Here is a 12,213-nt window from a genome sequence, read left to right as displayed (position 1 = left end):
GTTCGAAGACGGGCATGGCCAGCAAAGCGCAAACCAAAGTCGAGACTGCGGACAGCCGCGAAGAACAGGGCGAAGCGGCGTTGGTCGACGGCCTGGCCGCTGCCGTCAAAAAGATGATCGCGAAGGGCAAGGAGCGCGGCTACGTCACCTATGACGAGCTGAACGCCGCCCTGCCGCCGGAAGAATACAGCTCGGAACAGATCGAAGACACGATGTCGATGCTCTCGGAGCTCGGCATCACGCTTGTCGAATCTGAAGAGAGCGAAGAAGTCGCGGAGAAGAAAGAAGAAGGCTCCGACGAAGAGTCGGAAGACGCGCGCGGCAATATCGACGAAGACGACATCGGCCGCACCGACGATCCGGTGCGCATGTATCTGCGCGAAATGGGCTCGGTCGAGCTGTTGTCGCGTGAAGGCGAAATCGCCATCGCGAAGCGGATCGAGGCCGGTCGCGAACAGATGATCGGCGGCATCTGCGAAAGCCCGCTGACCATCAAGGCGCTGATCGAATGGCACGAAGCGCTCGAGCGCGGTGACATTCTGCTGCGCGAAATCATCGATCTCGACGCCACTTATGGCGGCGGCCCCGAAGCCGAAGTGCCGGCTGCCGAAGGCGAAGCTGCTGAAGGCGAAGAGGGTGCCGAACCGCCGGTGCCGGGCGCGCCTGGTGCGCCGCCGGCCGACGACGATGACGGCGAAGAGAACGCGATTTCGCTGTCGGCGATGGAAGCCGAACTCAAGCCGCAAGTGCTCGAGACGTTCAAAGCGATCCGCACCACCTACACCAAGCTGCACAAGATGCAGGAAGCGCGTCTGACCGCGCTCGCGACTGGTGAAGCGGTCAAAGAAGATGCGCGCGCCGACAAGAAGTACGAGAAGCTGAAGCTCGAACTGGTCGAGCTGATGGAAGGCGTGCGCCTCAACAACGCGCGCATCGAGCAGCTGGTCGAACAGCTCTACGGTTTGAACCGTCGTCTCGTGACGCTGGAAGGCAAGTTGATGCGCTACGCCACCGAAAGTGGCGTGAAGCGCGACGACTTCCTCAAGAAATATTACGGCAGCGAACTCGACCCCAAGTGGCTCGAGAAGGTGAAGAAGACGCCGGGCGCCTGGACCAAGTTCGGTGCCAAGCGCGGCAAGGAAGCCCTCGATACGCGCGAGCAGATCGCGCAGATCGCGGCTGAATCGCGCCTGCCGATCGCTGAATTCCGCCGCATCGTGCAGACGGTGCAGAAGGGCGAGAAAGAAGCAGCCAAGGCCAAGAAAGAGATGGTCGAGGCGAATCTTCGTCTCGTGATCTCGATCGCCAAGAAATACACGAACCGCGGTCTGCAATTCCTGGATCTGATTCAGGAAGGCAATATCGGTCTGATGAAGGCCGTGGATAAGTTCGAGTATCGCCGCGGCTACAAATTCTCGACCTACGCGACCTGGTGGATTCGACAGGCGATCACGCGTTCGATCGCTGACCAGGCGCGCACGATCCGCATTCCCGTGCACATGATCGAAACGATCAACAAGCTGGTGCGCACGTCGCGCCAGATGCTGCACGAAATCGGCCGCGAGCCGACGCCGGAAGAGCTGGCGGAACGCCTCGCCATGCCGCTGGAAAAAGTGCGCAAGGTTCTCAAGATCGCCAAAGAACCGATCTCGCTCGAAACGCCGATCGGCGACGAGGAAGATTCGCATCTCGGCGATTTCATCGAAGACAAGAATGCGGTGCTTCCGTTGGATGCGGCCATCCAGGCCAATCTGCGCGAAACCACCACGCGCGTGTTGTCGTCGCTGACGCCGCGTGAAGAGCGCGTGCTGCGCATGCGCTTCGGCATCGGCATGAACACCGATCACACGCTGGAAGAAGTCGGCCAGCAGTTCAGCGTCACGCGCGAACGTATTCGCCAGATCGAGGCGAAGGCGCTGCGCAAGTTGAAACATCCCAGCCGCAGCAGGAAGCTCCGCAGCTTCCTCGATACCTGAACTTAAACGGCCTCTTCGGAGGCCGTTTTCGTATCCAGCCGGTCGCGATAACGCCGGCTGCCCGGCAGGCTGCGCCCGTCGCGCAAGGTGACGGTGAAATCGCCCGACGCGTTGGTTTCGATCCGTACGATCTCGGCGCGCGCGACCAAGTGCGAGCGGTGCACGCGTACGAAGCCGGCGCCTAGCTGCTCCTCGATCGACGCCATCGTCTGCCGCGCCAGCACGTCGCCTTGCGCGGTCGCCAGCTCTATATAGTTGCCGGCCGCGCTGGCGCTGCGGATTTCGTCGGGGCGCAGGAACAGGGTGCGGCTGCTGGTGCGCACTTCGATCGTCGCCATTTTGGCCCGTGCGACGACGGGCGCCGGTGCCGGGTCGGTGGCGAGCCGTTCGAGGATTGCCGCCAGCAGGACGAAGGTTGCGAAGCTCGGGAAATCCTTGCGCGCCTCGTAGGGAAGTTCGGCGACCCAGTTCAAGCCGTACGCGCGTCCGAGAAAGGCGCTCCAGATCGCCGTCCGCAGCCCGTTCATCACGAGAAAGTGACCGAGGCAGAAGAGCGGCGCGATCAGGACATGCGCGGCGATGCTGCGCTTCCAGCCGATTGCGGCCGGTACGACCCACCTCCGCGCCCGCAAATAAAGCGCAATCACCACCCACATCCCGATCGCGCTCGAATATTCGAGCGTGAAGGGCAGCCAGGTTGGCACCGTCTCGCCGCGCCACGACGCCTCGGTTAGGCGCGAGAACGAGTTGACGGTGGTCGGCACCAGAATCACCGCAATCCAGATCGCGGCGCGCAGGGCCTGGTTGCGCCAGATATTGCCGCCGCTCATCCCGGCTGATCCGCCATTCGTCCCAATCGTCCCATCGACGCCGCCATTCGTCCCGTTTTGCTTCACGACGCGCACGCCGGCAGGCGAATTCGCGGCCATGACAAATCCATCGCTGCACGCACCGTCAGATCGCCTCTGGTTCCTCGACTGGGTTCGGGTCGGCGCCTTCGCGCTTTTGATCCCGTACCACCTGGGCATGTTTTACGTGTCCTGGGATTGGCACGTGAAGAGCACCTACGACGGCAGCGCCGTCGAACCGTTGATGCTGGTGACGGCGCCGTTCCGTCTGGCCTTGCTCTTCTTCGTGTCGGGCGCGGCCACGCGCTTCCTCGCCGACCGCACCAGCGCCGGCGGCTTCGCACGCAGTCGGGCGCTACGCCTGCTGCCGCCGCTTCTGTTCGGCATGTTCGTGATCTGCGCGCCGCAGGCCTATTTCGAAGGCCTGGCCAAGGACGGGCTGCAGCCCGGCTTTCTCGACTTTCTGCCGCGCTATTGGGGGTTCGACCACACGCTCAAGCACGGCTTCACCTGGAACCACCTTTGGTTCGTTGCCTATCTGCTCGTCTACTCGCTGCTGCTGGCGGTGGTGCTGAAACCGCTGCGGCGGCTTGGCGACAGCAGCCTGTTCACGACCAGGCTCGTCATCGCCGTGCTGCCCGCGCTTGTGATCGGCGTCGGTTACGCGCTGACGCGCATGTGGTTCAGCGTCACCCATGCGCTCGTCAATGACTGGCCCAATCACGTCGTCTATTTGCCACTGTTTCTGTTGGGCTTTGCGATGGCGCGCTCGCAGCAATTCTGGCGCGCAGTCGAATCCTTGCGTTGGCCGGCGCTTGCCTGTGCGTGCGTGGGCTACGCCGTCATCCTCTGGTTCTTTTTGCAAGACGGTAGCGGAACGCCGAACCCGACGTTTCTCTTCGTGCTGCGCATGTGGCGCAGCGCCTATGCCTGGATGGCGATCCTGACTGTGTTGGGGTTTGCGCGGCGCTATCTCAACCGTCCAAGCGCTGCGGTCGCGTGGCTCAATCGCGGCGTCTTCTGCTTCTACATCGTGCACCAGACCGCGATCGTGCTGTTCGGCGTCGCCTTGGCGCCGCTCAAGATCGGCCCAGTGCTCGAGCCTGTGGCGATCCTGACGCTGACCGTTACGAGCTGCCTCGGGATTTATGCGCTCGCGGAGCGTTTCGGAGTGGCGAAGTTGCTGCTCGGCCTGCCGCCGCGCGCATCGCGCCCCCGACGTTCGCCGGGATTTGCAACAAGCTGAGCCGGAATTTGCCGCCGAACGCCGATCGTTTGTGGTTTCTCGACTGGGTCCGGGTCTGCGCCTTCGGGTTGCTGATCCCGTACCACGTTGGATTCTTTTACAGCTCGTGGGACTGGGCCGCGAACAGCTTCTATGCCGGGCCGGCGATCGAGCCGCTGCTGTTGTTCTCGTCGCCGTGGCGTCTGCCGTTGCTGTTCTTCGTGTCGGGTGCGGCGTGTCGGTTTCTGCGCGACCGTAGCAGCGCCGGCGATTTCATGCGCAGCCGTTTGCTGCGGTTGGGTGTGCCGCTGGTGTTTGGCGTTCTGATCATCTGTGCGCCGATCGAATATATCGAAGGCCGCACGCATGGCGCGCTTGGCCCCGGGTTCCTGCAATTCTTGCCGCGCTATTGGACGCACGATCCGACGCTGCGCTACGGGCTTGATTGGGAGCATCTCTGGTTCGTCGCCTATGTGCTGACCTACGCGCTGCTGGTCGCGCCGTTGCGCGACGCGATCGTGCGCGTCGCAGCGCGGATCGATCCGCTGCTGCGCCATCGCTGGTTTGTGGCGATCGTGCCGATGCTGCTGATCGCCGTGCCGTTCTGCATTTTGCGCGGCTGGTTTCCGGTCACCAACAACCTGGTGCGCGACTGGTCGAACCATGTGGTGTTTCTGCCGTGCTTTTTGTTCGGCTTTGCGTCGGTGCGCTCGCAACACTGGCGCACCGTGGAAGATCTGCGCTGGCCGGCTCTGATCGCCTGCGTTCCGCTCTACGCGATTCTGATTTGGTCGAACACGCAATACGACATGGACGCGACCTTGCGGATCACGATGCGCTTTGTGCGCTGTGCCTATCTATGGGCTGCGCTGCTGGTCGTGCTGGGCTTCGCACGGCGCTGGTTGAACCGCCCCAGTGCGACGATCGCTTGGCTCAATCGCGGCGTGTTCTGTTTTTATATCATTCATCAGCCGGTGATCGTCGTCGTCGGCTACGCGCTGACGCAGCAGCGCGTCGGCGTCGTCGGCGAAGCCGCGGTTGTTCTGCTGACGACGATCGCGGCGTGTCTTGCGACCTATGTCGCAGCCGACCGGCTGGGTGCGGCAAAGATTCTGTTCGGTCTGCCGCGCGGCTCAATGCGGCGGCAGCGTCTCGCGCAGCAGCAACTGGCCGAGCAGAGCTGAGACCGCACACATGCCGATCGGATAGGCGAGCGCCATCAACGGTTGTCCGGTGCGTTCGACCAGTACGCCGGCGATCAGCGGCGACATGCCGCCGAACACGCCGGCGCCGACATTCAACGACACAGAAATCGACGTGTAGCGAATACGGGCGGGAAACAGCTCGGTCAGATAGGCGGCGGTCGGCGCGTAGCTCACCGTCGTCCACAACATGCCGAGCGACAGAAGCGCGATCAGCGCCACCCAATGCACGTTGCCGTGTTCGGCCGCCCAATCGATGCCGATAAAGATCGGCAGGAAGGTGACGCAGCCGCCGACTGCGCCCCACACCATCAGTTTCTTGCGTCCGATCCGGTCGGACAGATGGCCGAAGAAAATATAACAGGGTGTCGTCAGCAGCTGCGCCGCCGCAACCGCAAGCGTTGCTTCGAGGAAGCTCAGCTTCTTCCAGGTCAGCAGCAAGGTCAGAACCAGAAACTGCGCAGTGTGAAACGTCACGCCCTGGCCAGCGCACGCACCGAAGATCGCGCCGAACATGCGGCGGCGATTTTCCGGATCCATGAAACTGTCGCGGATCGGCGACTTGGCGATTTCGCCGCGATCGCGCAGCCCTTCGAACACGGGCGATTCCGAAAGGCGCAATCGGATATAGACCGAGACGGCAAGCAACACGCCCGATAGCAGGAACGGCACGCGCCAACCCCAGGCGCGATAGTCTTCGGGCCCAAGCAGCAATTGCAGCGTGAGCATCGTCGCCAGCGCGAACAGCAAGCCCGACGCTGCGGTCGCCTGCATGAAGCTCGTGTAATAGCCGCGGCGATGCGGTGGGCTGTGTTCGGCGACATAGAGGCCGGCGCCGCCATACTCACCGCCGAGCGCAAGGCCTTGCGCCAAGCGCAGCGCAGCCAGCAATGCCGGTGCAAGCAGTCCCGCCGTCGCGTAGGTCGGCAGCAACCCGATCATCATCGTGGTGCAGCCCATCATCACCAAGGTGACGAGGAAGGTGCGCTTGCGTCCCAATCGGTCGCCAAGCCGCCCGAAGATCAGCGCACCGAGCGGACGCACAACAAAGCCGGTGCCGTGCAGGGCCAAGGTGAAGAGAAGCCCGATCGACTGCTCCTGCGCTGGAATGAACAGCGAGGTCAGCAAAACCAGGTTCAAACCGAACAGCGAGAAATCGTACCACTCGATCGCCGTGCCCGCGGAGGAGGCGAGAATGACGGTGAAGAGATTCGGCTTCTTCGTTGCGCTTGTCGGCGCGGCAGCTTCGGCAACGGTCATGCGATCTTCTTACGATCGGCCGTTGCCTGCGCGCAAAAGAAAAGGCCGGCGCGATCGCTCGCGCCGGCCAGTCCGTGGACGTAACTGTCCGCGTTAGTTGTTCGTCAGGTGTTTCGGTTCGCGTACGAACAACACGCCCAACACAACTGTGATCGCGGCGACGATGATTGGATACCAAAGGCCGCTATAGAGATTGCCGGATCCCAGCACGAGCGCTGCGGCGATGGCCGGCAAGAAGCCGCCCAGCCAGCCGTTGCCGATGTGATAGGGCAGCGACATCGACGTGTAGCGGATGCGGGCTGGGAAGAACTCGACGAGCAGCGCCGCGATCGGTCCGTAGACCATCGTGACGTAGATCATCAGCACCACCAGCAACAACACGATCATCGGCTTGTTGATCGCGTTGACGTCGGCGGTTGCCGGATACTTCGCTTCTTTCAGCGCTGCACCGAGATCGGTTGCCAGCGTCTTGGCTTTCGCGGCCGCGTCGGCGCCTTTGGCGTCGTACGACGTGATTGCCTTGTCGCCAATTTTGATCGTCGCAACCGTGCCCTTCGGCGCGTCCACTTTCGTGTACGGAACACCGCGCGCGTAGAGCGCCGCTGTCGCGACGTCGCACGAGCTGGTGAACTTGATCGTGCCGCTCCAGTTGAACTGGAATTCGCACTCGTTCGGGTCGGCGACGACAGTCACCGGCGACGAAGTCGTTGCGGCTTCCAGCGCCGGATTGGCGAAGTGGGTCAGGCCCTGGAAGATCGGGAAGTAGGTCACGATGGCAAGCACGCAGCCGGCCAGGATGATTGGCTTGCGGCCGTATTTGTCCGACAGCGAACCGAACACGATGAAGAACGGCGTACCGATCGCCAACGCGATTGCGATCAGCGTTTGCGCCGTCGTGGCCGGAACCTTGAGGTTCGTGGTCAAGAACTGCATCGCGTAGAACTGACCCGTGTACCAGACGACCGCTTGACCGGCGACGAGGCCGAACAGCGCCAGGATCACGATCTTCAGGTTGGGCCAGTGGCCAAAGGATTCCTTCAACGGAGCCTTCGACGACGTGCCCTCGTTCTTCATGCGCTGGAACACCGGCGACTCGCTGAGTTTCAGACGAATCCAAACCGAAACCGCCAGCAGCAGCGCCGACAGCAGGAATGGAATGCGCCAGCCCCAAGCGTCGAAGTCGGCCGGCGCCAGCGTTTCGCGCACTACGATGATGACGAGCAGCGACAGGAACAGGCCCAACGTTGCCGTGGTCTGAATCCACGCCGTGTAGGCGCCGCGACGACCGTCGGGCGCATGTTCGGCAACGTAGGTTGCCGCACCACCATACTCGCCGCCGAGCGCCAGGCCTTGGATCAGGCGCAGCGAAATCAGCAACACCGGCGCTGCAATGCCGACACTTGCGTAGCTGGGAAGGCAGCCGACGAGGAATGTCGACAGACCCATCAGCATGATGGTCACGAGGAAGGTGTATTTGCGGCCGACGAGATCGCCCAAGCGACCGAATACGATGGCGCCGAACGGGCGCACGAAGAAGCCGGCGGCGAAGGCAAGCAAGGTGAAGATGTCGCGCGAGCCCGGGTCAAGCGCCGAGAAGAAGTTGTTGCCGATCGCAGCAGCAAGCGAGCCGTACAGATAAAAATCGTACCACTCGAAAACCGTGCCGAGCGACGACGCGAAAATGACTTTGCGTTCTTCCGCAGTCATCCCGCGCGTGGCGCTACCGCCAGCCGCAGCTACATTGACCATCCAGCATCTCCCGTTTCATGGCGTGGTGTTCTGCAGGAAAGCGGCGTCGCGCGGCCCGACGCAGGCGATTCGTGCGCCAGCGCCATGGCGCAGCACCGATCTGTCCAGGTCGTACGTAAACGCACGAATGATGCCCCCCTCGAAGCGGGCGAGACTTCGTTTGGTCTCGTCCCGGCCGGCGAGAGTCGCCTGGGATGTCGGCTTAACGCAAGCCATATCTGCTTCGGAAGGTCGCAGTCGCGACCGAATCTTGCGCTGCTGAGAAATGCGGCAGTCGCATTCGGTCCCGCTTGTCAGCACGATTACGAGACGCCAGGGTCCGGCCCCCGTAGCCCAATGCGAGGGAAGCGGGCGCGTAGCTCAACGGTTAGAGCCGGCCGCTCATAACGGTCCAGGTGCAGGTTCGAATCCTGCCGCGCCCACCACCCTACGCCCATGCGGGGCTTCGGGCGGCAGGCCACCCTTTCACGCTTACGCTGCTCGCACCTTTGTCACGAACGCGGCGACGTCGCGCTCGAGGCGTGCGGCTTCGTCGGACAGGCCGTCGGCGGCGCGACGGACTTCGCCCACGGCGCCGCCCGTGCGTTCGGCGGCATGGCTGACTTCGGCGATGGTGCGCGACACCGATTCGGTGCCGCTAGCCGCTTCTTCGACGTTGCGTGCGATTTCGGCGGTCGCAGCGCCTTGCTCTTCGACCGCGCTCGCGACTGTCGTCGTGATCTCGCTGATGCGCAGAATCGTTTTCGTGATGCCGCCGATCGCGCCGACCGCTTTGCCGGTGGCACCCTGGATGGTTTCGACCTGCGCCTGAATCTCTTCGGTTGCTTGCGCAGTTTGCGTCGCCAGCGTTTTCACCTCACTGGCCACAACGGCAAAGCCGCGACCGGCTTCACCCGCGCGCGCCGCTTCGATGGTCGCGTTCAGCGCCAGCAGGTTGGTCTTCGATGCAATGTCGTTGACCAGTTGCACCATGCGGCCGATCTGCTCGGCCGCGTCGGCCAGGCCCTTGATCGTCACGTCGGTGCTGCGCGCTTCGTCGACCGCCTGGCCGGCAACCGCCGACGCGGTCGCCAGTTGTCGTTCGATCTCAGAAATCGACGAACGCAATTCCTGCGCGGCCGAGGCGACGGTCTGAACGTTGGCCGAAGTTTCGGTCGCGGCGCTCGCAACCGCCGACGTGCTGGCCGTGGTGGCGCCGGCGCTCGACGCGAGCTCGCTCGCCTGGCCGCGCACCTGTTCGGCGGCACCGGCAACGCCGGCGACGACGCGGTCGATTTGTTCGGCGAAGGTGCGTGTCAGCTCTTCCATCTGGGTCTGGCGGGTCGCACGTGCCTGCGCTTCGTCGCGTGCTTGGATGTCGAGCGCCGCGGCGCGCGCCATGCCGTCGCGAAACACCAGCAGAGAACGCGCCATGGCGCCGATTTCGTCTTTGCGCTCGGTCGCCGGCACTTGCGTGTCGTGGTTGCCGCCTGCCAGTGCGTCCATCGCTGCGGTCAGTTGTTTGACGGGTTGGGTGACGCCGCGGCGCACGAACAACATCGCGAGACCGATCGCTGCGCCGACGCCCAGCATCGCAATCGCGGCCATCGTTGCCTGGGTGCGATGGCGGAACGCATCGAGTTCGTTCGAGAGCTGCGTGATCACCTTGTTGTTGGTGTCGGCTGCTGCTTCGACCGCTGCGTTGAAGGCCTGGCGGTTGGCGCGGTTGAGGTCATTGTCGCCATAGGCGCGCGACGCGGGACCGCCTTCGGTGGTTGCGACGCGCACCAGTTCTTTGCGGAACTTCACAAAGTCGCGCGCCGAGCTTTCGAGCTTCTCGTATTTGGCGCGTTCGGCCGCGGGGATGAGCTTCATCCATTCGCTCATGCGCTGTTCGATCAGCACCAGATTGGCGAGCAGCGGTTTGCCGAACTTTTCCGCTTCGGCGGCGTCGCGCGACATGTACTCACCGCGCGAATCCATCACGACCGCGTTGATCAGCCCGTTCACGCGCTCGCCCGTGACCGCGCGCGACGACGCGGCAGCGATCTCGTCGACACGCTGGTCGTAGGTCTCCATCGCCCACCAGCCGATCCCGCCGAGCACGGCGGCCGTCAGCGCCAGCAACGCGACCACTGCGTAAATGCGGGTCGCGATGGAGCTTGTATTTCCGTTCATTGCAAATCTCCCCGGATTGCATGCAAGCCAGGGAGACGGTTAATGACCGCTAAAATCCGATCTAATCCAATTGTCTCCGCGCGAAGTGCGGGCGAACCACGCGGTGCCGACAGCTTCGAACCGATCACCGTGCCAGGCGCGCACGCGCACGCCGATCCGCTCTTTCTCAAGCAAAAGCACGTTGTAAGAGTTCGGCTCGTCACGCAGACGCGTCGAGGTAGCAGTGGCCGCCTGCACAACAAGAAGCGCGTGTTCAATATGGGCGGCGGCCTTCACTGACCAGCCGCGATGTAAGTGTCCTGCAAGAAGCAGATCGATCCCGGCCGTTGCGAAAATCGGCAAGGCGCGATCGGCGCGTCGCGCCACCGTTGTGCGCGGCGCGCTCGCTGGCGCCACGAATGGATGATGCGCGACGACGATTCGAAGCTTGGCTGGATCGACACCGTCGAATCGCCGCCGCACCAATTCGATCTGCGCGTGGCTGATTGAGCCTTCGGCCCAGTTTAGGCCCAGCCGCGCACGGCGCGCTGTATTGATGCCCAGCACCGCGACTTCATCAGTTTCGACGAACGGGCAGAGATCGTCGCTGATCCAATGCCGGTAGCGCGCGAACGGTGCCAGAAAACGAAGCAACAGATCGGCGGGCGGTACGTCGTGATTTCCAGGCACGCTCAAGGTCGGCGCTGGCAGCCGCCGCAGGAAGCGATGCGCCGCGCGAAATTCGCGCGAACGCGCCGATTGTGTGAAGTCGCCAGAGATGATGATCAGATCCGGCTGTTCGGCGTGCAGATCGTCGAGCAGGCCAGCAACCACCGCAGCGTCGGTGCGCCCGAAATGCAGGTCGGACAGATGTGCGACGGTTTTCATGGCGCCAATACATGTAACGCGCGCGGCCGTACGCGAAATTCCAACGGCGTGCGCATCCGCACCAGCTCGCCGTCGAGCATGACCGCAAGCCGTTTGCGATGTGTCTGCACGGTGAGCGCAGTGCCCGACACGATGTCGAGTTCGGGATCGCCGGCCCAACGACCGGTTGCCAGATCGATCACGAAGCGCAGCAACGCCCAACGCGAGCGGTGGCGCGCCGTGTAGGCCACGAGGACGCCTTGATCCAGTGACGCGCGCTGTAAGAAGCGTCCTTCCATATAGGCGCCGACGGCGATGCCCATGCCGCGCGTGCGCATCTTCCGTGGTCGTGTTCCCGCTTCGAGCGTCAGTGCAAGTTTCGGATCCCAGTACAACGCGCGCAGCCACGAACCAGCCAGGCGCGGCCACGCGACGAGTGGCGGCATCCCGCGTTGCTTCTCGCGCACGCGACCCAGCATCGGCACCAAGCCCAACGTCGCCATGCAGCAGAACGGCACGCCATTGGCGTCGCCGAGGTCGATTTTGCGCGGCGTCGCAGTTGCAAGCGCGGCGATCGCATCTTCGAGCGCGAACGGAATGCCAAGATCGCGCGCCAACAAGTTCAACGTACCGAACGGAAGAATGCCGAGCGGCGGACCGCCCTGCGCCAGCAGCTGCGCCGCATGCGCGATCGTGCCGTCGCCGCCGCCAACGATGATCGCATCGGGCGTCGCCGCGTCATCGCGCAGGCGCTGTACGGCGCGGTCGATTTCGCGGCCTTGCGGCAGCTCGACCGTTGCGGTGACGCCCAGGGCGGCAAAGCGGGCGACGACCTCGGCCGCGACCGCGTCCATGTCGCGCCCGATCAGCCCGCCCGCACTGGCATTCAAAATAACCGCATAGCGCCGGATCATCGGTTTTCCATCATGAAGGTGCAGAACCGGCCGGCG

Annotated in this window: 9 protein-coding genes and 1 tRNA gene; 4 read left to right on the top strand and 6 right to left on the bottom strand. The window is 63.4% G+C overall.

Features of this window, described 5'->3' with window-relative positions; all coding sequences use genetic code 11:
- Positions 1-14 precede the first annotated feature (14 nt).
- Positions 15-1,976 (top strand): RNA polymerase sigma factor RpoD, encoded by a 1,962-nt coding sequence (gene rpoD / locus TMPK1_RS09095; protein WP_420242664.1) that lies wholly within the window; start codon positions 15-17, stop codon positions 1,974-1,976.
- A gap of 2 nt (positions 1,977-1,978) precedes the next feature.
- Here rpoD and TMPK1_RS09090 read toward each other — a convergent pair whose 3' ends face one another.
- Positions 1,979-2,905 (bottom strand): LytTR family DNA-binding domain-containing protein, encoded by a 927-nt coding sequence (locus TMPK1_RS09090; protein ID WP_420242663.1) that lies wholly within the window; start codon positions 2,903-2,905, stop codon positions 1,979-1,981.
- Here TMPK1_RS09090 and TMPK1_RS09085 point away from each other — a divergent pair.
- Both TMPK1_RS09085 and TMPK1_RS09080 read left to right on the top strand, forming a co-directional pair.
- Positions 2,904-4,070 (top strand): acyltransferase family protein, encoded by a 1,167-nt coding sequence (locus TMPK1_RS09085; RefSeq protein WP_420242662.1) that lies wholly within the window; start codon positions 2,904-2,906, stop codon positions 4,068-4,070. The genes TMPK1_RS09090 and TMPK1_RS09085 overlap by 2 nt on opposite strands.
- Positions 4,071-4,078: 8 nt before the next feature.
- Positions 4,079-5,233, top strand: coding sequence for an acyltransferase family protein (locus TMPK1_RS09080; protein WP_420242661.1), 1,155 nt, complete (start codon positions 4,079-4,081; stop codon positions 5,231-5,233).
- On the opposite strand, the gene TMPK1_RS09075 is transcribed toward TMPK1_RS09080, so the two are convergent.
- Both TMPK1_RS09075 and TMPK1_RS09070 read right to left on the bottom strand, forming a co-directional pair.
- Positions 5,183-6,511 carry an MFS transporter gene (locus TMPK1_RS09075; RefSeq protein WP_420242660.1) on the bottom strand — a complete coding sequence of 443 codons (1,329 nt, stop codon included), beginning with the start codon at positions 6,509-6,511 and terminating at the stop codon, positions 5,183-5,185. The genes TMPK1_RS09080 and TMPK1_RS09075 overlap by 51 nt on opposite strands.
- Positions 6,512-6,604: 93 nt before the next feature.
- Positions 6,605-8,260, bottom strand: coding sequence for an MFS transporter (locus TMPK1_RS09070; protein ID WP_420242659.1), 1,656 nt, complete (start codon positions 8,258-8,260; stop codon positions 6,605-6,607).
- A 349-nt stretch (positions 8,261-8,609) separates the two neighbouring features.
- Between TMPK1_RS09070 and TMPK1_RS09065 the strand changes: the two genes are divergently transcribed.
- Positions 8,610-8,685, top strand: a tRNA-Ile gene (locus TMPK1_RS09065).
- 46 nt (positions 8,686-8,731) lie between these two features.
- Here TMPK1_RS09065 and TMPK1_RS09060 read toward each other — a convergent pair.
- The 3 genes from TMPK1_RS09060 to TMPK1_RS09050 are packed head-to-tail and all read right to left on the bottom strand — an operon-like array spanning position 8,732 to position 12,177.
- A complete protein-coding gene (locus tag TMPK1_RS09060; RefSeq protein ID WP_420242658.1) occupies positions 8,732-10,417 on the bottom strand; it encodes a methyl-accepting chemotaxis protein in 1,686 nt (561 codons plus the stop codon).
- Positions 10,418-10,456: 39 nt separating this feature from the next.
- A complete protein-coding gene (locus TMPK1_RS09055; protein WP_420242657.1) occupies positions 10,457-11,284 on the bottom strand; it encodes a metallophosphoesterase family protein in 828 nt (275 codons plus the stop codon).
- Positions 11,281-12,177, bottom strand: coding sequence for a diacylglycerol/lipid kinase family protein (locus TMPK1_RS09050; RefSeq protein WP_420242656.1), 897 nt, complete (start codon positions 12,175-12,177; stop codon positions 11,281-11,283). The genes TMPK1_RS09055 and TMPK1_RS09050 overlap by 4 nt, the downstream gene beginning before the upstream one ends.
- Between the last annotated feature and the right edge of the window lie 36 nt (positions 12,178-12,213).

Source organism: Roseiterribacter gracilis, from assembly GCA_018332375.1.
Lineage (GTDB): Bacteria > Pseudomonadota > Alphaproteobacteria > BOG-932 > Roseiterribacteraceae > Roseiterribacter > Roseiterribacter gracilis.
The sequence above is the reverse complement of the archived record's forward strand: the minus strand, read 5'-3'. Positions and strand labels throughout refer to the sequence as shown.

Bases quoted from the DNA above. Each gene is read 5' to 3' on its own strand.
- TMPK1_RS09055 (WP_420242657.1), bottom strand. From the start codon at position 11,284: ATGAAAACCGTCGCACATCTGTCCGACCTGCATTTCGGGCGCACCGAC.
- TMPK1_RS09090 (WP_420242663.1), bottom strand. From the start codon at position 2,905: ATGGCCGCGAATTCGCCTGCCGGCGTGCGCGTCGTGAAGCAAAACGGG.
- TMPK1_RS09085 (WP_420242662.1), top strand. From the start codon at position 2,904: ATGACAAATCCATCGCTGCACGCACCGTCAGATCGCCTCTGGTTCCTC.
- TMPK1_RS09050 (WP_420242656.1), bottom strand. From the start codon at position 12,177: ATGATCCGGCGCTATGCGGTTATTTTGAATGCCAGTGCGGGCGGGCTG.
- TMPK1_RS09060 (WP_420242658.1), bottom strand. From the start codon at position 10,417: ATGAACGGAAATACAAGCTCCATCGCGACCCGCATTTACGCAGTGGTC.
- TMPK1_RS09075 (WP_420242660.1), bottom strand. From the start codon at position 6,511: ATGACCGTTGCCGAAGCTGCCGCGCCGACAAGCGCAACGAAGAAGCCG.
- TMPK1_RS09070 (WP_420242659.1), bottom strand. From the start codon at position 8,260: ATGGTCAATGTAGCTGCGGCTGGCGGTAGCGCCACGCGCGGGATGACT.
- rpoD (WP_420242664.1), top strand. From the start codon at position 15: ATGGCCAGCAAAGCGCAAACCAAAGTCGAGACTGCGGACAGCCGCGAA.